The sequence below is a fragment of the Methylomagnum ishizawai genome, from assembly GCF_900155475.1.
GTDB classification, from domain to species: domain Bacteria; phylum Pseudomonadota; class Gammaproteobacteria; order Methylococcales; family Methylococcaceae; genus Methylomagnum; species Methylomagnum ishizawai_A.
In genome coordinates this window covers 3,416,774-3,438,395 of the sequence record NZ_FXAM01000001.1, presented here as the reverse complement: position 1 = coordinate 3,438,395, position 21,622 = coordinate 3,416,774, and the positions used below count along the sequence as shown (strand labels likewise).

18 protein-coding genes are annotated in these 21,622 nt (G+C 56.4%); 12 read left to right on the top strand and 6 right to left on the bottom strand.

What is annotated here, in order from left to right:
- Positions 1 to 14: 14 nt before the first annotated feature.
- The 3 genes from B9N93_RS15360 (at position 15) to B9N93_RS15350 (ending at position 3,488) form a co-directional block, all read left to right on the top strand.
- A complete protein-coding gene (locus B9N93_RS15360; RefSeq protein ID WP_085215145.1) occupies positions 15 to 719 on the top strand; it encodes a transposase in 705 nt (234 codons plus the stop codon).
- A complete protein-coding gene (locus B9N93_RS15355) occupies positions 716 to 1,306 on the top strand; it encodes a transposase (RefSeq protein WP_085215144.1) in 591 nt (196 codons plus the stop codon). Before B9N93_RS15360 ends, B9N93_RS15355 begins: the two co-directional genes overlap by 4 nt.
- Positions 1,307 to 1,376: 70 nt before the next feature.
- The gene (locus B9N93_RS15350; RefSeq protein WP_125469013.1) at positions 1,377 to 3,488 is read left to right on the top strand and encodes a Stf0 family sulfotransferase; all 2,112 of its coding nucleotides are present in this window, start codon (positions 1,377 to 1,379) and stop codon (positions 3,486 to 3,488) included.
- A 6-nt stretch (positions 3,489 to 3,494) separates the two neighbouring features.
- On the opposite strand, the gene B9N93_RS15345 is transcribed toward B9N93_RS15350, so the two are convergent.
- The 6 genes from B9N93_RS15345 to hrcA form a co-directional block, all read right to left on the bottom strand.
- Positions 3,495 to 4,703 carry a glycosyltransferase gene (locus B9N93_RS15345; protein WP_085215142.1) on the bottom strand — a complete coding sequence of 403 codons (1,209 nt, stop codon included), beginning with the start codon at positions 4,701 to 4,703 and terminating at the stop codon, positions 3,495 to 3,497.
- Positions 4,704 to 4,781: 78 nt separating this feature from the next.
- Positions 4,782 to 5,591 carry a 4-hydroxy-tetrahydrodipicolinate reductase gene (gene dapB, locus B9N93_RS15340; protein ID WP_085215141.1) on the bottom strand — a complete coding sequence of 270 codons (810 nt, stop codon included), beginning with the start codon at positions 5,589 to 5,591 and terminating at the stop codon, positions 4,782 to 4,784.
- A 65-nt stretch (positions 5,592 to 5,656) separates the two neighbouring features.
- Positions 5,657 to 6,799, bottom strand: coding sequence for a molecular chaperone DnaJ (gene dnaJ / locus B9N93_RS15335; RefSeq protein ID WP_085215140.1), 1,143 nt, complete (start codon positions 6,797 to 6,799; stop codon positions 5,657 to 5,659).
- Positions 6,800 to 6,925: 126 nt separating this feature from the next.
- Positions 6,926 to 8,869 carry a molecular chaperone DnaK gene (gene dnaK / locus B9N93_RS15330; RefSeq protein ID WP_085215138.1) on the bottom strand — a complete coding sequence of 648 codons (1,944 nt, stop codon included), beginning with the start codon at positions 8,867 to 8,869 and terminating at the stop codon, positions 6,926 to 6,928.
- A 78-nt stretch (positions 8,870 to 8,947) separates the two neighbouring features.
- A complete protein-coding gene (gene grpE / locus B9N93_RS15325; RefSeq protein WP_085215136.1) occupies positions 8,948 to 9,553 on the bottom strand; it encodes a nucleotide exchange factor GrpE in 606 nt (201 codons plus the stop codon).
- A gap of 88 nt (positions 9,554 to 9,641) precedes the next feature.
- Positions 9,642 to 10,703 (bottom strand): heat-inducible transcriptional repressor HrcA, encoded by a 1,062-nt coding sequence (gene hrcA / locus B9N93_RS15320; protein ID WP_085215134.1) that lies wholly within the window; start codon positions 10,701 to 10,703, stop codon positions 9,642 to 9,644.
- Positions 10,704 to 10,905: 202 nt separating this feature from the next.
- Here hrcA and B9N93_RS15315 point away from each other — a divergent pair, with 202 nt between their 5' ends.
- The 9 genes from B9N93_RS15315 (at position 10,906) to hflC (ending at position 21,622) form a co-directional block, all read left to right on the top strand.
- Positions 10,906 to 11,787, top strand: coding sequence for an NAD(+) kinase (locus B9N93_RS15315; protein WP_085215132.1), 882 nt, complete (start codon positions 10,906 to 10,908; stop codon positions 11,785 to 11,787).
- A 2-nt stretch (positions 11,788 to 11,789) separates the two neighbouring features.
- Positions 11,790 to 13,475, top strand: coding sequence for a DNA repair protein RecN (gene recN, locus B9N93_RS15310; RefSeq protein ID WP_085215130.1), 1,686 nt, complete (start codon positions 11,790 to 11,792; stop codon positions 13,473 to 13,475).
- Positions 13,476 to 13,886: 411 nt separating this feature from the next.
- Positions 13,887 to 15,797 carry an ATP-dependent zinc metalloprotease FtsH gene (gene ftsH, locus B9N93_RS15305; RefSeq protein WP_176225372.1) on the top strand — a complete coding sequence of 637 codons (1,911 nt, stop codon included), beginning with the start codon at positions 13,887 to 13,889 and terminating at the stop codon, positions 15,795 to 15,797.
- Between the two features lie 122 nt (positions 15,798 to 15,919).
- Entirely contained in the window at positions 15,920 to 17,263 is a 1,344-nt protein-coding gene (gene glmM / locus B9N93_RS15300) for a phosphoglucosamine mutase (protein WP_085215126.1), read from the top strand.
- Positions 17,264 to 17,290: 27 nt separating this feature from the next.
- The gene (gene gloA / locus B9N93_RS15295; RefSeq protein ID WP_254899402.1) at positions 17,291 to 17,680 is read left to right on the top strand and encodes a lactoylglutathione lyase; all 390 of its coding nucleotides are present in this window, start codon (positions 17,291 to 17,293) and stop codon (positions 17,678 to 17,680) included.
- 149 nt (positions 17,681 to 17,829) lie between these two features.
- On the top strand, positions 17,830 to 18,075 hold the full coding sequence (hfq, locus tag B9N93_RS15290) for an RNA chaperone Hfq (protein WP_085215124.1): 246 nt from the start codon (positions 17,830 to 17,832) through the stop codon (positions 18,073 to 18,075).
- 64 nt (positions 18,076 to 18,139) lie between these two features.
- Positions 18,140 to 19,432: a ribosome rescue GTPase HflX gene (hflX, locus tag B9N93_RS15285; RefSeq protein ID WP_085215123.1), complete on the top strand. Its 1,293-nt coding sequence runs from the start codon at positions 18,140 to 18,142 to the stop codon at positions 19,430 to 19,432.
- A 127-nt stretch (positions 19,433 to 19,559) separates the two neighbouring features.
- The gene (gene hflK / locus B9N93_RS15280) at positions 19,560 to 20,759 is read left to right on the top strand and encodes an FtsH protease activity modulator HflK (protein ID WP_085215121.1); all 1,200 of its coding nucleotides are present in this window, start codon (positions 19,560 to 19,562) and stop codon (positions 20,757 to 20,759) included.
- 2 nt (positions 20,760 to 20,761) lie between these two features.
- Positions 20,762 to 21,622 (top strand): protease modulator HflC, encoded by an 861-nt coding sequence (gene hflC, locus B9N93_RS15275; RefSeq protein WP_085215119.1) that lies wholly within the window; start codon positions 20,762 to 20,764, stop codon positions 21,620 to 21,622.

Below are 21,622 nucleotides of genomic sequence, written 5' to 3'. Positions count from 1 at the left end.
ACGAGTCGAGACCAATGCTAGAGCTATTCCGCCAGAAAATGCCCCTGTCGTGCCTGCTGTATGGCCTGCTTGAACGCTGCTTTTCGGCGGAGAGGCTGGACCGGATTTTCCTGGACAACGCGAAAGAACAATACACCCGCGAAATCCTATTCTCGACCGTGTGCGACCTCATGCTGAGCGTGGTCCTGAAAATCCATCCCTCGATCAACGCGGCTTATCAAAAACACCCGGAACCCCTGGGCGTCACCGTATCCGCGCTGTACGAGAAACTCAAGGGCGTGGAATTATCCGTATCCCAGGCCTTGTTGCGCGATACCTCGGAAGATCTGTCGGCTATCCTCGATGCCTTGGGTTTTATTCCCGAACCCTGGTTGCCGGGATACCCGGTCCGCGTCCACCGGGAGGTCGGCGGCGGCGCATTGCCGGGCAAGTCGCTGGTGGTGTTCGACCCGGAGCGCCGCCTGATGCGGGACGTGTTCCCCTGCGAGGACGGCCACGCCCAGGAACGCCGCCTGCTCGGCGCCGTGGCCCGCGCCATCCGGGCCGGGGAACTGTGGATCGCCGACCGCAACTTCTGCACGGAGGGCTTTCTCAACCAGCTCCGCCACCACGGGGCCTATGCCTTGATACGCCTGCACCGGAACCTGCCCCTCACCGAACAAGCCCTGTTTTCCCCGTCGAGGAAAGCCAAGGGCGGCGGATACTGGAAAAGCCGGTGACGGTGGCCGGGCGGGGGTATCGCCTGGTGCGCGTCGAACTCGAAAAACCCACCCGCGATGGCGACCTATTCATCGATATGATCACCGATCTGCCCGCCGACATTCCCGCCACCACCATCGCCGACCTTTACCGCCGAAGGTGGACCCTGGAAACCGCGTTCCAACACGTCGAAAGACATTTCAATTCCGAGATCGAAACCCTGGCCTATCCCAAGGCCGCCCTGTTCGGATTCGCCCTGGCCCTGGTGGCCTATAACATTTCCTCGGTGATGATCTCGGCGCTGGATTGCGTCCACCCAAAGCCGGTATCCAAGGATGTTTCCGGGTATTACATTTCCCACGAGATCGCCGCCACCTTCCTCGCCCTCGTCCAGCTGGGCGAGGCCTTGGATTGGGTATCCGTCGCCGCCCGCACCCCGTCCGGGTTCGCCGCCTGGCTGCGCGAAACCGCCCGCAACGTCAATCTCCGCGCTCTGAGGAAGCATTCGAGGGGCCCCAAACAGCCAAAATCCAAGCCGCCTTACGACCCAAAACAGCCCCATGTCTCGACTTACCAACTACTTAAGGATAAGTCGGGGGCACTTTGAAAGGGCTGGTTTTTAGGTATATTAAAATCGATTGCAATTGGGAGGTTGATGAGATAGATGGGGAGGAAGTGTGAATGTTAAGTTAATCATGGATCACCTGGGTGAAAACGGATTTTATAAAAAAATAGCTGAACTCAGAAATATATTAATAATCGCTGACACTGAAATAGTAAATTATTTAAGGGAAAAACTAGGTGTGCAGCCATATATATTGCTCTATGATTTGGCGGTTGTTGATGGTGAATTTTGTGGTTTAAGTTCAGCCAGCACAGCCTTTCATGTTTCGGCTGTAATAGTGGCGTCTATATATAACGAGAAGTATTTTTTTGATTTGACTGCAGAGGGTTTAAAAGAAATAAATTTAGTGGTACCTATTCTTAAGCTTTTTTCGGATGTTTTTGTAAACTTTTTGTCTGGTAGGGATTTATTGGATGCAAATCCAATTATGCTAAAAAAACCTATATTATCTTATGCCATAATTACAGCCCCGCGTGCGGGGTCAACGTATTTCTGTAATCTTTTGCAATCGACTGGAATCCTAGGTTATCCCGGAGAACATGTCCGTCAAGCTTCGGCGACATTGGCACTGAAATGCAAGTTTGATTATATGGAGGCTCTGCGTAAGCTTATGGGGAGCGGGATGACTGAGAATGGAGTTTTTGGAACAAAGTTCATAGCTCATTTTTTATGTGATTTTCAAAAGGCTGGATTTGGTTTTCAGGATATATTTAGCGAGATTTTTCAAAAATTTATATACCTAAATCGGAGCGACAGAGTTGCCCAGGCTGTTTCGGCATGCATCGCTCAAAAAACAAGTGTTTGGCATATTTATGACGAAGCGAAGAAAAAGGAATACTCTAAAAAATTGGAAGAGACTGTTTTTAGCGATAATTTTTTGGATGATGTGTATAGGCTATATGATGACATTAATGGTCAATATGAATATTTAGATAGCCTTGTAAATGCTCATAACGTAGTGCCTTTGATTGTTGATTATGAGTGCCTAACGGAAAATCCAAAAAAAGCTTTGAAAGAAGTTCTGGATTTTTTGGGTGTCGAGGATAAATTTAATGCTTTGGATAAGCTTAAAACCAACACAAAGGTGTTGCGATCCGAGTTGTCAGAACAAATCTGTGAAAGATTCAGGAAGAAATATATAATGAAGCCCCAGCATTTTTTTGCTGACCAAAGAGGAACTGCCACTTCAGCCTTGGTGGGCGATTCCATCGAAAAAGGGTCGCATTATACGAGTGAGGCTGAGACTGTGGCCACAGTTATTTATTCTGGGCAGGCTTATGAACTTGATTACTCGGTAAAGTCCTCTTGGCAGGAAAAAGATATAGAAATTGTCGACTATAATTTTGTTGCGGCTTTGGATGAATTGTCTGATAAAAAGTTATGGGTTAGAGGTGGCGAAGCTACTTTATTGAAGAATGGGTATTTTTCCTGCATTGGTCAGGAATATACCTGTGGCAGGTTTGTTGATAAGCCATATCCATCGTTGTTGGAAAAATACCTAGATATTAACGGATTAAATTTAGGGGTTTGTGGTAGCGGTGTGGAATTCTTTGCTGAACCGGGTAATCGGTGGATACTGGATATTTGTAATAAAGGTAGATTTGTTATTGTTTTAGTGATGTCGGGACTTTCCGCTGGGACAAGTCGATTGGGCAATGACTATGGGGTTTTTGCTCATGAATCGCAAGACCTCTATGCCGAATTGTATCGTAAAAATAAAGCCGCATTTTATGATTCATATGTCAATATGGTTGAAAAATATATTGACGGATATATAAATATATCAAGGTATTTAAAGGTTCCAAAAATATTGCTATGGTTTTCCGGGAAAAGCTGTCGGAGTATGTCGGGATCGGTGCTTGAAGGGGCGGCTGGATTCCCAGAATTGATTCATCAGGATATTGTGGAGCGAATCAAACCTTTTTATGATTACTATGTGGAATACGGCACCAAACCTGGATTGCCACAACGCTTGACGAATAAAACCACTGGATTGCCATGCGCTAATCGCGATGGGTTGAAATATAATACTAAATACCCATCACCGGAAATGCATCAAGCGGTTTCCGAGCTATTATTGCCATATTGTAAGCGGATGATGTCGACTGAAAGTCATGATGGGGGAATTCAAAGAGACTTTTCAGTATATAAAAAGTTGGACTAATATTATTCAGGCCATCATCTGCTTGATTAAGTCTAATGTTTTCCCCATCATTTTTTGCACATCATAGCGATCAATGGCGGTTGCCCTGGCTTGTTCCCGGATTGCTGGGAAACGGTTGAAATGATCGAGACATTCATCTACTTTGTCCGCGATGGCTTCCGGCGAGAAAAAATCCACCAGCCAACCGTTTTTCCCATCTTCCACAACCTCACGTACCGGCGCGGTATCGGACGCGATCACCAGGCAACCGGAGGCCAGTGCTTCGATCAAAGACCACGACAGGATATAAGGGTAGCTCAGATAGATATGCACCCTCGATGCTCGCAGTAATTTGGCATAGGCGGCAAGCTCGAGGAAGCCTATGAAATGGATGCGGTCAAGGTCCAGGTTCAGGGTTTCTAAAAAATACTCCTTATAGGTTTTACCGTCGGGTCGCTTTTGGCTATAGAAAGTGGCGTCGTTCCCACCCACTACAATATGACAGCGGGGTCGGCGGTGCTGGATGATGGCAGCCGCTTGCATGAATTGCGGAAACCCCCGGTAGGGTTCCATGCCCGAGGTGGCATAGGTTACGATTTCTTGTGTACCCGATAAATCCAGGCCCAGGCGCGGGATAATCAATTTGGCCTCGGGTTCGGGGTGGTAGAAATTCGTGCATACGCCGTCATGGATGACGGAAAACTTGGGGTGGAATGGTTGGGGAAATTGTTCGAACTGCCATTGGGTGGGAGTGAGCGCATGGTCGCAGTTCGTCAGGCTCACGAGTTTCGGCGAGTTTTTGATCCTGACTTCGTGCAGATTATCCAGCGATAGGCGGGTTGCCGGATCGAAATCCAAGTCGCTGCCATGGGCATGGGTATACCACTCGAAATAACCCAGCATAGGAACATCGGGGTAAATATCCTTGATGAATAATTCCCCACCCCACACATGGGCGTAGATAATATCCGGGATGAACCCTTCTTGTTTTAATCGCTGTGCCGCCTTCGCCACGCCTTGCCCATGGGCGATCCAATCATGGTATTCACGCAGATAATGGTGGCTGTGGTACTCCCGGTCGGCAACCGGCTGGTATAGGAGCTTGCGCACATTGGGGATATGGTTATCCTGGCGCTGGGTGATGAAAACCACCTCGACCTGGGGCTGCCGGGAAAGATAGGTGGTGAGATAGAGGAATTGTCCGGGAAAATTGCGATGGATGAATAGGATACGCATGGCGGACGATTCCTTCGGTGCCTAGGGCTTGGCAAGGGAAGGGGATAACCCCATGGTTGGGGTTATCCGGGGCATGGCTCAATAGTTTTTGAGTCCCAGGACATCCTGCATGTCGTAGAGCCCGGCCGGGGTTTCCGCCAGCCAGAGCGCGGCGCGCATGGCTCCTTTGGCGAAGGTCGCGCGGCTGGAGGCGTTGTGGGTGATTTCCACGCGCTCGCCTTCGTCGGCGAACATGACCGTATGTTCGCCCACGATATCGCCGGCCCGGATCACCGAGAAGCCGATGCTTTTCGGGTCGCGTTCGCCGGTGTGGCCTTCGCGGCCATAGACGGCACATTGCTTGAGATCGCGGCCCAGGGCGGCGGCGACCACTTCGCCCATGCGCAGCGCGGTGCCGGAGGGCGCATCCACCTTGTGGCGATGGTGGGCTTCGATGATTTCGATATCGGTGTTATCGCCGATGATCTTGGCGGCGATTTCCAGCAGTTTGAGACAGAGGTTCACACCGACGCTCATATTGGGGGCCAGCATGATCGGGAGGGTTTGCGCGGCTTGTTCGATCGCGGCTTTCTGTTCGGGGCCGAAGCCGGTGGTGCCGATGACAAGGCGCTTGCCATGGGCTTGGCAGAGGGCGAGGGCGGCGAGGCTGGATTCGGGCCGGGTGAAGTCGATCAGGACGTCGATACCGTCGATGGCCGCGGCCAGGTCGTCGGTGACGGGAATGCCGAGTTTGGCTTGTCCGGCCAATTCGCCCGCGTCGGTGCCGATGGCCGGGCTACCGGGTCTTTCGATGGCGGCGGCCAGGGTCAGGCCGGGGGTGGTGGCGCAGGCACGGATCAAGGCGTGTCCCATGCGGCCGGCCGCGCCGATGATGCCAACTCGGATCATTGTGATGTCTCTCGAACGGAAGTGATGGGTAAGGGCGCGGAACCGCGCCCGTCGGGAACCGGGTTTTATAGCCCGAGTTTGTCGAAGAATTGCTTGACCCCGTCCAGCCAGCCATGGGCCTGGGGGCTGTGGTGGCTACCGCCACCGCTGAGGGATTCGTCCAGCTTCTTGATGAGTTCCAACTGGTCCTTGTTGAGGTGGACCGGGGTTTCGACCCGGACCCGGCACATCAGATCGCCGGGGGGACCGCCGCGCACCGGCTTGACACCCTTGGCGCGGAGCCGGAACAAGCGCCCGGTCTGGGTTTCCGGCGGAATCTTGAGGACGACCTTGCCGTCCAGGGTCGGCACTTCCAATTCGCCGCCCAGGCAGGCGGTGGGGAAGCTGATGGGGACTTCGCAGTAGAGGTTGGCCCCGTCGCGGGTGAAGATGGGATGTTCCTTGACGGCGATTTGCACATACAAATCGCCCGGCGGTCCACCGGCTTCTCCAGCCTCGCCTTCGCCGCCCAAGCGGATGCGGTCGCCGGTATCGACACCTGCCGGGATTTTGACCGATAGGGTTTTGGTTTCCTGGACCTTGCCCTGGCCGTTGCAGGAACGGCAGGGGTCTTTGATGATCTGGCCGGTGCCGCGGCAGGTGGGGCAGGTTTGCTGCACCGCGAAGAAACCTTGCTGCATCCGCACCACACCGTGGCCTTGGCAGGTGGAACAGGTGGTGGGCGAGGTGCCTTTCTTGGCCCCGGTGCCGCCGCAGGCTTCGCAGTTGACGAAGGTGGGGACGCGGATTTTGACCTCGGTGCCGGCGACGGCTTCCTCCAGGCTGATTTCCAGGTTATAGCGCAGGTCGGAACCGCGTTGCGCCCGGCTGCCGCCGCGCCGCCGTCCGGTGCCGCCACCAAAGATATCCCCGAACACATCGCCGAAAATATCGCTGAAGCTTTCCCCGGCGAAACCATGTCCGCCCGCCGCGCCCATCGAAGGATCGACCCCGGCATGGCCGAATTGGTCGTAGGCGGAGCGCTTCTTGGGGTCGGACAGGATGTCGTAGGCTTCCTTGATCTTCTTGAATTGCTCTTCCGCCTGCGGATTGTTCTGGTTGCGATCCGGGTGGAACTTCATCGCCAAGCGGCGAAAGCTTTGCTTGATATCGGCATCGCTGGCGTTGCGCGGCACGCCCAGCAGTTCGTAGTAATCTTCTTTCGCCATGATTGTTCGTTTCGATCCCCATCCGGCCCCATCCGCCGGGTGGTCGGGCCACCGATGGAATCGGGCCGGTGGCAATTAGGAAAGCCCGCGTGGCGGCCAGGGCCATGCGGGCGGTGGAGGAGCGGCTTACTTCCGGTCTTCCTTGACTTCCTCGAACTCGGCGTCCACCACATCCTCGTGGTCGCCCTTGCCGCCGCCGGTGGCTTCGGATTGGGCACCGCCCGCCGCCGAGGCCGCGCCTGCGGCTTCGCCTTGCTGGGCGTACAAACGTTCGGCGAGTTTACCGGAAACCTCGGTCAGATGTTCGGTTTTCCGTTCGATGGCCTCCTTGTCATCGCCCTTCATGGCGTCCTTGAGTTCCGTGATCGCGGCTTCGATCTTGCTCTTTTCGTCCGCCTGGACCTTGTCGCCGAGTTCGTGCAGGGTCTTGTTGGCGGCGTGGATCATGGCGTCGGCGTGGTTGCGTGTCGTCACCAGTTCATGCAGCTTCTTATCTTCCTCGGCGTGCATTTCGGCGTCCTGCACCATCCGTTTGATTTCTTCCTCGCTGAGGCCGGACGAGGCGGTGATACGGATCGATTGCTGCTTGCCGGTGGCCTTGTCCTTGGCGGACACATGCAGGATGCCGTTGGCGTCGATGTCGAAGGTCACTTCGATCTGCGGGATGCCACGGGAAGCGGGCGGGATATCGCTCAGGTCGAAGCGGCCCAGCGATTTGTTGTCCCGAGCCATTTCGCGTTCGCCTTGCAGGACGTGGATGGTCACGGCGGTCTGCCCGTCCTCGGCGGTCGAGAATACTTGATTCTGCTTGGTCGGGATGGTGGTGTTCTTTTCGATCAACTTGGTCATCACGCCGCCCAGGGTTTCGATGCCCAGGGACAGCGGGGTCACGTCCAGCAACAGCACGTCCTTGACTTGGCCACCCAACACGCCGCCTTGGATCGCCGCGCCCAGGGCCACGGCTTCGTCCGGGTTCACGTCCTTGCGCGGTTCCTTGCCGAAGATTTCGCGCACGAAATCCATGACCTTGGGCATGCGGGTCTGGCCACCAACCAGGATCACCTCGTTGATTTCGCTGGGCTTGAGGCCGGCGTCCTTCAGCGCGGTTTCGCACGGACCCTTGGTGCGGAGGATCAGGTCTTCGACCAAGGCTTCCAGCTTGGCGCGGGTCAGCTTCAGGTTGAGATGCTTGGGACCGGACGCATCGGCGGTGACATAGGGCAGGTTGATTTCGGTCTGCTGGCTGGAGGATAGCTCGATCTTGGCCTTTTCCGCCGCTTCCTTCAGGCGTTGCAGCGCCAAGGGATCGTGGTGCAGGTCGATGCCGTTCTCTTTTTTGAACTCGTCGCAGATGTAGTCGATGATGCGGAGGTCGAAATCTTCGCCGCCCAGATGGGTGTCGCCATTGGTGGACAGTACCTCGAACTGATGCTCGCCATCGACCTCGGCGATTTCGATGATGGAAATATCGAAGGTGCCGCCGCCCAGGTCGTACACGGCGACCTTGATATCGCCGTGCTTGCGGTCGAGACCGAAGGCCATCGCGGCGGCGGTCGGTTCGTTGATGATGCGCTTGACTTCGAGACCGGCGATCCGGCCCGCGTCCTTGGTGGCTTGGCGCTGGGAATCGTTGAAATAGGCCGGCACGGTGATGACGGCTTCCTTGACTTCCTCGCCCAGGAAGGCTTCCGCGTCTTTCTTCATCTTCATCAAGACGCGGGCGGAGATTTCCGGCGGGGCCATCTTGCGGCCATTGACCTCGATCCAGGCATCGCCGTTATCGGCCTCGGCGATCTTGTAGGGCACCAGGTGGATGTCCTTCTGCACCACGCCATCTTTGAAGCGGCGGCCGATCAGGCGCTTGACCGCGTACAAGGTGTTCTTGGGGTTGGTGATGGCTTGGCGCTTGGCGGATTGGCCCACCAGCACTTCGTTGTCGGGGGTGAAGGCCACGATGGACGGGGTGGTGCGCGCACCCTCGGCGTTTTCGATCACCCGCGGCTTGCCCCCTTCCAGCACGGCCACGCAGGAATTGGTGGTGCCCAGGTCGATACCGATGATTTTTGCCATTTTAATAATTCTCCAAACTTGTCTATATCAGGGTTGAATGCCAGCTTGTGGACCGATATGGGGGTGGGGCCAAGGATTTCAAGCTTGTTCGTCGATGCGCGGGGCGGCTTGCGGTTGGGCTTGGGCGATCACCACCATGGCCGGGCGCAGCAGGCGTTCGTTGAGCAGATAGCCTTTCTGGAAGACCTTGATCACGGTGTTGGGCGCGGCGGTGTCGGAGGGCTGCATCGCCATGGCTTGATGCAGTTCCGGGTTGAATTTCTCGCCTTCGGGGTCGATGGGGCGGACGTTGGCCTTTTCCAGCGCGGCGAGCAACTGCTTCAAGGTGAGTTCCATGCCTTCGCGCAGTTTGCCGATCTCGGGGTTGTCGCCGGTGGCGGCTTGCAGGCCGAGTTCCAGGCTATCGACCACGGTCAGGAGTTCGCGGGCGAATTTCTCGATGGCGAATTTGCGGGCGTCTTGCACGTCCTTCTCGGCGCGACGGCGGAGATTGTCCATTTCCGCCTGGGCGCGGACGAATTTTTCCCAGTTTTCTTCCGCTTTGCGGGTGGCTTCGGCCAAGGCCCCGGTCGGCGCGGCGGCCGGGCGTTCGGTTTCCGGGGTTGGCTCAAGGGTCTCGGCGGCTCCTGCGGCGTGGTCTTCGGTGATCTGCGCGGATTCCGGCAAAACGTCGTCTTGGCTCATTGTCGCTCCTGTGTTCGGCAAAGATGGGTCGTCCGCGCCGGGTGGGGTCCGGGTGCGGTTTTTGAAGATTCGGGAAAAAATCCTCACGCTAAGATGGGGACAGGGATTTGTGATTCAAGGCGGCACCCACCAATTTCGCGGTCAAATCGACCAGGGGGATGACCCGTTCGTATCCCATGCGGGTGGGGCCGATGACACCGAGGACGCCAACGGCGTGGTCGTTGATGGAATAGGAGGCGGTGACGAGGCTGCATTGGTCGAGTGCCCGGTGGCCGGATTCCTCGCCGATGAAGATTTTGACGCCGGGGCTTTCGATACAGCGGTCGAGGAGACCCACCATGTCTTCCTTCTGGTGGAAGGTCTCGAACAGGCCGCGCAGGCGTTCGGTGCTGGCGAGTTCGGAAAAATCCATCAGGTTGATTTCGCCGGTCAGCACGAAGGGTTTGCGGCGGTGGTCGTTGGGTTGCAGGGCCAGCCCGGCGATGGCGGCGGCGGCGCGGATTTCCTGGCCGAGTTGATGGCGGGTTTCCATCATGTCCTGGAACAGGGTTTCCCGGACCAAGGCCAAATCCTTGCCCGCGTACAGGCTGTTCAGGTAATTGGCGGCGGTTTGCAGGTCGGCGGGGGAGAATTGCCGGGGCGCGTGGATGATCTGGTTATGGACTTCCTGCTCGTTGGTGACCAGGATGACCAGGATGCGCTGTTCGGACAGCGGCAGGAATTCGATGTGGCGGAAAGTCACCGATTCCCGCCGCGGTAGGGTGACGACCCCGGCCATATGGGAAACCTCGGACAATAGGCGGGAGGCGGTTTCCAACAAATCATCCGGGGTGTCCTGGTGGTTGTCGAGGTTATGGGTGATTTGGCGTACCAGGTCTTGTTGCAGCGGCTTCACCGTCAGCAGGGTGTCGATGAAGAAGCGGTAGCCGGTCACGGTGGGCATCCGGCCCGCCGAAGTGTGTGGGGCGGTGATGAGGCCAAGCTCTTCCAAGTCCGCCATCACATTGCGGATCGTCGCCGGGCTGAGGTTCAGGCCCGCCTCGCGGGCCAGGGCGCGGGAGCCGACCGGCTCGCCGTCGTTGATATAGCGTTCCACCAGCACCTTGAGCAGGTGTTGGGCGCGCTCGCTCAGCTGGGGGGGATTCGACACGGGCGTCCTCGGTGGGGGAGGGTTTAGCACTCTAAGCTATCGAGTGCCAGAAATTAGCAACCCCCAGATAGTGTGTCAAGAAGCCCATACTATCACTAGCCGCCGCCCGGCGGAGGGTTCGTCCGGCTAGCGCTTTTCATCGGAACCCACTACTATCGGCTTGGGCGAACCCCACCCGCCATCCCCGAGCCACCCACCTTCCATGTCAGCACATTTCCCAACCGTCGCCTTGATCGGCAAGCCCGATGCCGAACGTATCGCCGAAACCTTGTCGGAGCTGCATCGGTACTTGGTCCAGCGAGGCCTCAGAACCTTGGTGGAAAGAGACTGTGCGGAGTTCGTGGCGGGGCTGGTGGCCGAGACCGGCAGTTTCGCCGAAATCGGCGAGCAATGCGACCTCGCCATCGTGATCGGCGGCGACGGCACTTTGCTGACGGCGGCGCGCTATCTGGCCCAGTTCGATATTCCCTTGATCGGGGTGAACCTGGGGCGGCTGGGCTTCCTGGTCGATATTTCCCCTTCCGAGGTGGTGGCGCGGCTGGGCGAAATCCTGGATGGCCGCTATAGCGCCGAGGAGCGGTTCATCCTTAGGGCCAAGGTCTATCGGCAGGGCCAAGTCGTTTATCAACAAACCGCCATCAACGAAGTGGTGGTGCATAGCTGGAACCGGGCCAGCATGATCGAGATCGAGACCTATATCGACGGCGTGTTCCTGAATTCCCAGCGTTCCGACGGCATGATCGTCTCGACCCCCACCGGCTCCACCGCCTACGCGCTGTCGGCGGGCGGGCCGATCCTCTCGCCCACCCTGAAAGCCATCGTCCTGGCCCCGATCAATCCCCACGCCCTCAGCAACCGCCCCATCGTGGTGGCCGACGAGAGCATCATCGAAATCGCTTTCCGTCCCAGCAAGCAGTTCAAGGCCCAGGTCGTGTGCGACAACGTGTCGATCCCGAACATCGAGATCAGCGACCGCATCGAAATCAGGAAGGAAGCCAAGCCGTTCAGGATACTGCATCCCCTGAACTACGACTTCTTCGGGATTCTCCGGGCCAAGCTGAACTGGAGTTCGGGTTACCGCTAGCCATGCTGGTCCATCTCAGCATCCGCGATCTGGCCGTGGTCGAAGCCTTGGAATTGGAGTTCGACGGCGGCCTTACCGTCTTGACCGGGGAAACCGGGGCCGGCAAATCGATCTTGCTGACCGCGCTGGGTTTGGCGCTGGGGGACCGGGCCGATTCCGGTTTCATCCGTCCGGGCGCGAACCGCGCAGAAATCAATCTGGGCTTCGATGTGGCCGACAGCCCGGCGGCGCGGCAATGGCTGGAGGACCACGACCTCGGCCACCATGGCGATTGCTTGGTGCGCCGTATCGTCAATGCGGACGGGCGCTCCAAGGCTTATATCAACAACCGGCCCGTCACTTTGCAAGCTTTGCAAGAATTGGGGGCCGGGCTGGTTGAAATCCATGGTCAGCATGCCCATGTCCAATTGCTTAAGCCCCAAGAACAGCGCCGCTTGTTGGACGCGGCCGCGGACAACGGCGAATTGCTGACCAAGATCGAAGGGCTTTATAAGCGCTGGCGGGTTCTGCGCGATGAACTGGCGCAAAGCGAAAACGCGGCCAGGGACCGGGTGGCCCGCGAAGAATTGCTGCGCTATCAAATCGACGAATTGGAACAGCACGATATCGCCGATTTGGACTATAAAGCTTTGATCGAGGAACACACGTTACAGGCCAATATGGGCAAAATCCTGTCCACGGGGCAAGCCCAACTCGAAGCTTTGTACGAGGATGAAACCCGCTCGGTGAATTCCCAACTGGCCCAGGCCGTCCACGCGCTGGCCGATCTTGGTCAATTGGCCCCGGAATTGCTTGAGCCCCTGGTCATGCTCAAGGAGGCGCAAGTCCAGGTGAAGGAAGCCGCGCTGCAATTGCGCCGCCAACTCGACCGTTTGGAAGCCGATCCGGCCCGCTTCGATTGGTTGGAAAACCGGCTGGGTGATTTGCACCGACTGGCTCGTAAGCACCGGGTGCGGCCCGAGGCATTGCCCGAGCATCTGGACGCGCTGGCGGAGGAATTGGCCCAAATCACCCAGGGTTCCGAAATGGCGGAAGCCGCCAAGCTGGAATTCGAGCAAATCGCCATCGAGTACGCTGGTTTGGCTGCGATCCTGTCCGAGCGCCGCCATGCTGCCGCGTTGGAATTGCAGGACAAGATTTCGGCGGCGATCCGCGAGTTGGGGATGCCGCAAGGCCGGCTGCTGATGGAAGTGCGGCCCATGGCTGGCAAAGAACCGGCCCCGCATGGTTGGGATCAAGTGGAGTTTTTGGTCAGCGCCAATCCGGGCCTGCCGCCGCGGCCTTTGGCGCGGGTGGCTTCGGGGGGGGAATTGTCGCGGATCAGTTTGGCGATCCAGGTCGCCGCGACCGATTCCAAGACCGTGCCCAGTCTGATTTTCGACGAGGTGGATACCGGCATCGGCGGCGGTATCGCCGAGATTGTCGGGCAGAAATTACGGATGCTGGGCCAGCAGGGGCGGCAGGTGTTTTGCGTGACCCACTTACCGCAGGTCGCGGTCCAGGGCCATCATCATTTGCTGGTGGAAAAATCCAGCGGTGGCGGCGTAACCCAATCTACCGTGCGTCAGCTCGACGGCCAAGAGCGGACCCGCGAAATCGCCCGGATGCTGGGCGGCGTCCGCCTGACCCGGCAGACCCTGGCCCATGCCGAGGAAATGTTGGGTCTCCAGGGTTCCGGCGAAGGGTAAACCTGGGTTTTGTCGATTGGAAAGCGCTTATCGTCCGGTTTGCCTAGACAAGAAAACCGGGTTTTTCCGCTGGCGGGTCCGGGAATTTCCTATATTCTTTGGATATTGGCCCGGCCAACCGATATGCGGGCTTCGAAGGATAGGGATAGGATTCGGGGCGTCCGGGTTTCGTATCAAGGAATTCAAAGGCTTGTTAGGAAATTGGCACAGGCTTTGGTGCAAGCCCCGCGCCGCTGAACCAATGGTTGAAAATGCGGTCGAATTCGAACTTGATTACTTGGTCGCTGGCCGATCCGACCCGTTCACGAACCTTATCGGCAGGTGTGTGTTGAACGATATCCTGATAGCATTACTAAACTATTTCAACGAAAGTCGGACCCGTTCCGACGAGGAAGTAAGATCGTGAACGACATGTTGAAAAACATCATTTTGTGGATCGTCATCGCCGTAGTGCTGATGTCGGTGTTCAACAACTTCGGCTCCCGCAAATCGGTGGATTCCTCCATGTCCTACTCGCAGTTCATCTCGGCTGTGAAGGAAGGCCAGGTCAAGCAAGTCAACATCGAAGGGTCGTTCATCAGGGGCGCTTTGGCGACGGGCGAGAAATTCTCCACCTACAGTCCACCAGAGGATCCCCACCTCGTCGACGACCTCTTGGAAAACCATGTGGAGATCAAGGCCCAACCGCCCGAATCCCAATCCTTGCTGATGCAGATTTTCATCTCTTGGTTCCCGATGTTGCTGTTGATCGGCGTATGGATTTTCTTCATGCGGCAGATGCAGGGCGGCGCGGGGGGGCGGGGCGCGATGTCTTTTGGTAAGAGCCGTGCCCGCTTGATCGAAGAGGATCAGGTCAAGGTGACTTTCGCCGATGTCGCGGGCGTCGAGGAAGCCAAGGAAGATGTACAGGAAATGGTGGATTTCCTCAAGGATCCCAGCAAGTTCCAGAAACTCGGTGGCAAAATCCCCCGAGGCGCTTTGATGGTGGGACCGCCGGGCACCGGCAAAACCTTGCTTGCCCGTGCCATTGCCGGCGAGGCCAAGGTGCCGTTCTTCTCGATCTCGGGTTCCGATTTCGTGGAAATGTTCGTGGGTGTGGGCGCATCCAGGGTCCGCGACATGTTCGAGCAAGCCAAGAAGAACGCGCCTTGTATTATCTTCATCGATGAAATCGACGCGGTAGGCCGTCATCGTGGCGCGGGTCTTGGCGGTGGCCATGACGAACGTGAGCAAACCCTCAACCAATTGCTGGTCGAGATGGACGGTTTCGAGGGCAGCGAAGGTATCATTGTGATCGCCGCAACCAACCGCCCGGACGTGTTGGATCCGGCCTTGTTGCGACCGGGCCGTTTCGATAGGCAGGTGGTGGTGGGTTTGCCCGATGTGCGTGGCCGCGAACATATCCTCAAGGTCCATATGAAACGAGTGCCGATGTCGGGCAATGTCGAGGTCGAATATCTTGCTCGTGGTACGCCTGGCTTTTCCGGGGCCGATTTGGCGAGTTTGGTGAACGAAGCTGCTTTGTTCGCCGCCCGTAAGAATAAGCGCCATGTCGATATGGAGGATTTCGAGAAGGCCAAGGATAAAATCCTCATGGGCGTGGAGCGCAAATCCATGGTCATGACCGACGAGGAAAAGCAATTGACGGCTTATCACGAGGCTGGACATGCGATTGTCGGGCGTTTGGTGCCGGAACATGATCCGGTTTATAAAGTGAGTATCATGCCTAGGGGCCGGGCACTCGGCATCACCATGTTCTTGCCGGAACGCGATCAATACAGCGCCAGCAAGCAGAAACTCGAAAGCCAAATTTCCAGCCTGTTTGGTGGCCGTATCGCCGAGGAAATCGTTTTTGGCAAAGAAAAAGTCACTACCGGGGCGCAAAACGATATCGAGCGGGCGACCAATATTTCCCGCAATATGGTAACCCGCTGGGGTTTGTCGGAACGCTTGGGTCCATTGGCTTATAGCGAAGAGGAAGGCGAGGTATTTCTGGGGCGTTCCGTCACCAAGCACAAAATGGTGTCGGAGGAAACCGCGCATCTTATCGACGAGGAAATCCGCTCGGTGATCGACCGCAATTACGAACGTTCCGAGCGTATCCTGCGGGAAAACCTCGAAAAACTGCATGTGATGGCCGATGCCTTGATTAAATATGAAACCATAGATCGGTTTCAGATCGACGATATCATGGAAGGCAAACTACCCCGTCCACCGCAAAGCTGGGAAGAATCGCCGCCTAGCGATGGTAGCGCTTTGGGTTCCAAAGACGCTAAAACCCAAGGGCCGGGTGGAATTGGCAAAGCCGCTGAACAGCACTGACTGATTTCCTCAGGCAATAGAAAGCCCCCGCGTCTCCAAGGGCGCGGGTTTGATGCGTGTGGGATTTGCCAAGGGAAGCGAAGGGGAATGGATTTCTTGCATAGGCTGGTGAGAGGAAACTAATGAAAAAAACCTATTTTGGCACGGACGGGATTAGGGGTAAGGTAGGCGAATACCCCATCACACCGGATTTCGTGCTTAAGCTGGGATGGGCTGCCGGGCGGGTGTTCGCCAGGGGGGGGCAGCATCAAACCGTCCTGATCGGGAAGGATACCCGGATATCGGGCTATATGTTCGAATCGGCTCTGGAGGCGGGTTTATCGGCAGCAGGTGTGAATACCCAATTATTGGGGCCGATGCCCACCCCGGCGGTCGCCTATCTGACCCGGACTTTCCGGGCGCAGGCGGGTATTGTCATTAGTGCCTCCCATAACCCTTATTACGATAACGGGATCAAATTTTTCGGTCCCGATGGCATGAAACTTCCCGACGAGATCGAATTGCAGATCGAGGCGGAAATCTCACAACCCATGACGACCGTGGATTCCGGTTGTATCGGCAAGGCGTCGCGAATGACCGACGCTGCCGGTCGTTATATAGAGTTTTGTAAAAGCACTATTCCCGCCCGGTTGGATTTCACCGGTACCAAGATTGTGGTCGATTGTGCCCATGGCTCGACTTACCATATCGCGCCCCATGTTTTTACGGAAATCGGTGCGAGCGTGGTTGCTATTGGTGCCCAGCCCAATGGTTTGAATATCAACGACCGTATCGGTGCCACCCAACCTGCCCGGTTGAGCCAAGCCGTGGTGACGGAAAGGGCCGATTTCGGCATCGCCCTTGATGGCGATGGCGACCGTTTGATTATGGTCGATCATACCGGGGAAGTGTTGGACGGCGATGAAATCCTGTACATTATCGCCATGGCGCGGTTGGGACAAGGATTATTGCATGGCCCAGTGGTGGGTACACAAATGAGTAATTTGGGTCTTGAACAAGCCTTGGAAAAAATGGGTGTCAATTTCAAGCGGGCGGCGGTGGGCGATCGTTATGTAATGGAAATGATGCTCCGCCATGAAAGTAATTTGGGCGGGGAAAGCTCGGGCCATATCATTTGCCGAGATCGGATTACCACCGGCGATGGTATTATTTCCGCCCTGCAAGTCATGGAAGCCATGCATAGTACTAAGAAAACTTTGCTTGATCTCAAGCAGGGCATGACAAAATATCCGCAATGTTTGGTCAATGTGAGGATCAGCCAAAAGGTCGATCTAGATGCCATCGAACCGGTACAGCGGGTCAAGGCGGAGATTGAGCAGGCCATGCGGGGTTGTGGACGGGTGCTTTTGCGCCCCTCGGGCACTGAACCTTTGGTTCGAATCATGGTCGAGGGCGAGGATATTGAAAAAGTCCGGGGCTTTGCGGATTATTTGGCCAATACCCTATCTGAAATCTTGGGGGCTTGACTTCTAATGAAATAAAGACGGAGAGGAATGATGAGAATTCTCCACACCATGCTTAGGGTAGGGGATTTGGAGAGATCGATCAACTTCTATACCGAAGTGTTGGGGATGCGTCTACTGCGTCGGCATGAATATCCCGACGGTAGATTTACCTTGGCCTTTGTGGGTTATAACGAGGAATCCACGCAAACCGTGATAGAGTTAACCCATAACTGGGATACCAAAAGTTACGATTTGGGCACCGGATTCGGCCACATTGCCATTGAGGTCGAGGATGTATACTCGGCTGTGGAGCAAATCAGATCCAGTGGGGGCAAGGTGGTGCGCGAGCCCGGCCCGATGAAGCATGGTTCGACTGTTATCGCTTTCGTGGAGGATCCCGATGGCTATAAGATCGAGTTGCTCAACCAGAAGGGGTGATAATTGCCATGGTGAGTGGCTCCGTCGCTTGGGAATGGAAGTCTGAATCCAAATATAAACCTGTGCAACGCTGAACAGGGTGTTCCTGTTTTATCCAGCTTCGCACCGATACCATAGGTTGTTAACCTATAACAATAAGGAGAAATAGGATGTCAAAAGGGCAAAATCTGCAAGATCCGTTTTTGAATGCTTTGAGAAAAGAACACGTCCCAGTGTCGATTTATCTGGTGAACGGCATCAAATTGCAAGGCAAAGTGGACTCGTTCGACCAATATGTCATTATCTTGAAGAATACCGTAAGCCAAATGGTTTACAAACACGCGATTTCGACCATCGTTCCGGCCCGCCAAATCCGCTTGCCCCATGGACAGGAAGGCTTCGAGGAAGAAGCCTGACCCTTGACCAATCACCTCACAGGCTAGCCATCGCTTATGATTCAGATCGTGGAGAAACGGGTTTTTGTTCGAGCGTCCTAAGCTAGGTGAACGCGCGGTGCTGGTCCATGCTGTCGGCGGCGAGGATACGGAATCGTTGGCCGAATTACGCGAACTGGCCATCTCCGCTGGGGCCGAACCGGTTGCCGTGGTCACCGGGAATCGGCGTGTACCCGATCCCCGCAGTTATATCGGCAAGGGTAAACTCGAGGAATTGTCCCAGACCGTCAAAGACCACCAAGCGGAATTGGTCTTGTTCAACCACCCGTTGACACCCAGCCAGGAACGCAACTTGGAGAAGGAACTCTCTGTCCGCGTCGTGGATCGCACCGGCTTGATCCTGGATATATTCGCCCAGCGGGCTCAATCCTTCGAAGGTAAATTGCAAGTCGAACTTGCCCAACTCCGGCATATTTCCACCCGCTTGGTACGCGGGTGGACCCATCTGGAGCGTCAGAAAGGCGGGATCGGTTTGCGCGGCCCTGGCGAAACCCAGTTGGAGACCGACAAGCGCTTGATCGGCAAGCGGATCAGCCAAATCCAAAAACGCTTGGACAAGGTCGAGAAGCAACGCGGCCAAGGCCGGGTGGCGCGGAAGCGGGCGGAAATACCGACTATAGGCTTGGTGGGTTATACCAACGCCGGCAAGTCTACCCTCTTCAACGCCCTGACCGGAGCTGCGGTGTTCGCTGCGGATCAGTTATTCGCCACGCTCGATCCGACCTTCCGGCGGCTTTCCCTGACGCCAGCACTGACGGTGGTCCTCGCCGACACGGTGGGATTCATCCGCCATCTGCCCCATGAATTGGTCGCGGCTTTTAAGTCCACGCTTAAGGAGACCATCGAGGCCGATTTGCTGCTGCATGTGATTGATGCCAGCGACGAAAACCTCGAAGCCACCATGGCCGAGGTGGAAACTGTCTTGGGCGAGATCGAGGCCGATGAAGTTTGCCAAATCCGGGTCTTCAATAAGATCGACCGCCTGGATGGGGCGATCCCCCGCCTAGAGCGGAATGAACAGGGTCTTCCCACGGGCGTCTGGATTTCCGCCCAGACCGGCGCGGGATTGCCCTTGTTAATCGAGGCCATGGGCGAATACTTTAGCGAATCGATGGTGCGCCGGAGTATCCACATCGCTCCCGGCGAGGCCGCGTTGCGGGCGCGTTTGTACGATATGGCGCGGGTGCTGAGCGAACGCTTCGACGACGAGGGTGGATGTACCTTGGAAGTCGAGCTTTCCAAGATGGATTTGGGTCGTTTGCGCTTGCCATCCGGGGTGGAGACGCTGGCCGGACCGGGAGATTCATCCGGGGTTTGAAGAAGCGTGGTTATTTATCGAATAACTAGCAGCATGGATTCATCCAGGGAATCCATGCCCATGGCGGTGGCGAAACGGCTGATCCCGGTGGTTTAAATTGTAGTTTTTCTGGTACGGGAGTTGTGCGATGTCCTGGAATGAACCGGGCGGTAATAAAAAAGATCCTTGGAGCGGGCGCGACCAACAAGAAACGCCGCCGGATTTGGACGAGGTCATGCGGGGTTTGCAGGACAAGATCGGCAGGATTTTTGGCGGCGGGGCTCCGGGTGCGGGTGGCGGGGATAGCGCTCCCTTGCGGATGGTGGGGATTATCGCCGCCATCGGTTTGGGGGTATGGACCCTGTTCGGGGGTATTTATTCGGTGGACGAGGGTAGCCGCGCCGTGGTGACCCGTTTTGGCCGCTATGTGGATACCACTTTGCCGGGTTTGCATTGGCATATCCCGGCACCCATCGAAAAGGTCGATGTGGTGAATATGGAGCAGCAACGCTTCCTGGAAATTGGTTATCGCTCCGGCGGGCGTCAGCAAAGCTTGGCCTCGGTGCCCAAAGAAGCCCTGATGTTGACCGAGGATGAAAACATCATCGACATCCGGTTGGCCGTGCAATACCAGATCAAGGATGCCCAAGCCTATCTATTCAATGTCTCCGACCCCGACGCTACCCTCAAGCAGGTGATCGAGAGCGCCCAACGTGCCGTGATTGGTAAGAACACCATGGATTTTGTCCTGACCGAAGGCCGGGGTCGGGTCGCGGACGATATCAAGACCGAAATCCAACAGACCTTGGATCAATATCAAACCGGCATCCGGGTCACCAATGTCAGCCTGGTCGATGCCCAACCGCCGGAGGAAGTCCAAAGCGCCTTCGAGGACGCCATCAAGGCCCGTGAGGACGAACAACGCTTGAAGAACGAGGCCGAAGCCTACGCCAACGAAGTGGTGCCCAAGGCCCGCGGCGCGGCGGCGCGGTTGCTGGAAGAGTCCGAGGCTTATAAACAGCGGTCGATTGCCAGGGCGGAAGGCGAATCGGCCCGTTTCAGGCAACTCTTGGCCGAATACGAAAAAGCGCCCGAAGTGACCCGTGAGCGCATGTACCTGGATGCGATGCAGGAAATTTTCGAGCAGACCGGGACAGTGCTGGTGGATATGAAAGGCTCTAATAATATTATGTATCTGCCGCTGGATAAATTGCAGCGGCCACCCGCTTCTACCACCGTCGCCAGGGAAGCCGAAAGCCCACCGGCCACGGTCCAAACTTCCCCGGACAGCGGATTCAGGGGGTTGCGTGCAACGACTTCGCGGGGCCGCGAAGGCAGGGGACAATAATCATGGCTAATAAGAACGTCCTGTTATTGGGGGCCGGGGTATTCGCGTTGCTGGCCGTGTCCTTATCGGCCTTCACGGTGTCCGAAACCGAAAAAGCCATCCTATTGGAATTCAAGAAAATCGTCCGCACCGATTTCGAGCCGGGCTTCCAGGTGAAATTGCCCTGGCAACAGGTCAAGAAATTCGATGATAGGATTCTCACCTTGGAATCCAAGCCCGAGCGTTTCCTGACTTCGGAAAAGAAAAATGTCATCGTGGATTGGTTCGTCAAATGGCGGATCAACGATGTGGCGAAATTCTATACCTCGGTGGCCGGGGATAAGGCCCAGGCCAATATCCGCCTTGACCAGATCACCAAGGACGCTTTGCGCAGCGAATTCAGCAAAAGAACCATCCGCGAATTGGTATCCTCCGAGCGCGACCAATTGCGTGATGTGTTGACCAAGCTGGTGAATCCGGCGGTGGAGGGGCTGGGGATCGAGGTGGTGGATATCCGGGTGATGGGCGTGGATTTGCCGGAAGAGGTGAGTTCTTCGGTCTATCGCCGCATGGTGGCCGAGCGCGATCGGGTGGCGCGGGAGTTCCGTTCCAGGGGGGCCGAGGCCGCCGAGCGCATCCGCGCCGAGGCTGATAGGGAGCGCGAGGTCTTGTTGGCCAGCGCCTACAAGGACGCCGAAACCCGCCGCGGCGAAGGTGATGCCAAGGCTTCCGAAATCTATGCCGAGGCCTATGGCAAAAACCGGGAATTCTTCCAGTTCAATCGCAGCTTGATGGCCTATCGGCAGGCGTTCAAGAACGATAACGATATGATCGTGTTGGAGCCGGACTCCGAGTTCTTCCAGTACTTCAAGAAGCTCAAATAA

Bases quoted from the DNA above. Each gene is read 5' to 3' on its own strand.
- B9N93_RS15345 (WP_085215142.1), bottom strand. From the start codon at position 4,703: ATGCGTATCCTATTCATCCATCGCAATTTTCCCGGACAATTCCTCTAT.
- hfq (WP_085215124.1), top strand. From the start codon at position 17,830: ATGTCAAAAGGGCAAAATCTGCAAGATCCGTTTTTGAATGCTTTGAGA.
- recN (WP_085215130.1), top strand. From the start codon at position 11,790: ATGCTGGTCCATCTCAGCATCCGCGATCTGGCCGTGGTCGAAGCCTTG.
- glmM (WP_085215126.1), top strand. From the start codon at position 15,920: ATGAAAAAAACCTATTTTGGCACGGACGGGATTAGGGGTAAGGTAGGC.
- B9N93_RS15360 (WP_085215145.1), top strand. From the start codon at position 15: ATGCTAGAGCTATTCCGCCAGAAAATGCCCCTGTCGTGCCTGCTGTAT.
- gloA (WP_254899402.1), top strand. From the start codon at position 17,291: ATGATGAGAATTCTCCACACCATGCTTAGGGTAGGGGATTTGGAGAGA.
- grpE (WP_085215136.1), bottom strand. From the start codon at position 9,553: ATGAGCCAAGACGACGTTTTGCCGGAATCCGCGCAGATCACCGAAGAC.
- dnaJ (WP_085215140.1), bottom strand. From the start codon at position 6,799: ATGGCGAAAGAAGATTACTACGAACTGCTGGGCGTGCCGCGCAACGCC.
- hflK (WP_085215121.1), top strand. From the start codon at position 19,560: ATGTCCTGGAATGAACCGGGCGGTAATAAAAAAGATCCTTGGAGCGGG.
- hflC (WP_085215119.1), top strand. From the start codon at position 20,762: ATGGCTAATAAGAACGTCCTGTTATTGGGGGCCGGGGTATTCGCGTTG.
- ftsH (WP_176225372.1), top strand. From the start codon at position 13,887: ATGTTGAAAAACATCATTTTGTGGATCGTCATCGCCGTAGTGCTGATG.
- dapB (WP_085215141.1), bottom strand. From the start codon at position 5,591: ATGATCCGAGTTGGCATCATCGGCGCGGCCGGCCGCATGGGACACGCC.
- B9N93_RS15315 (WP_085215132.1), top strand. From the start codon at position 10,906: ATGTCAGCACATTTCCCAACCGTCGCCTTGATCGGCAAGCCCGATGCC.
- dnaK (WP_085215138.1), bottom strand. From the start codon at position 8,869: ATGGCAAAAATCATCGGTATCGACCTGGGCACCACCAATTCCTGCGTG.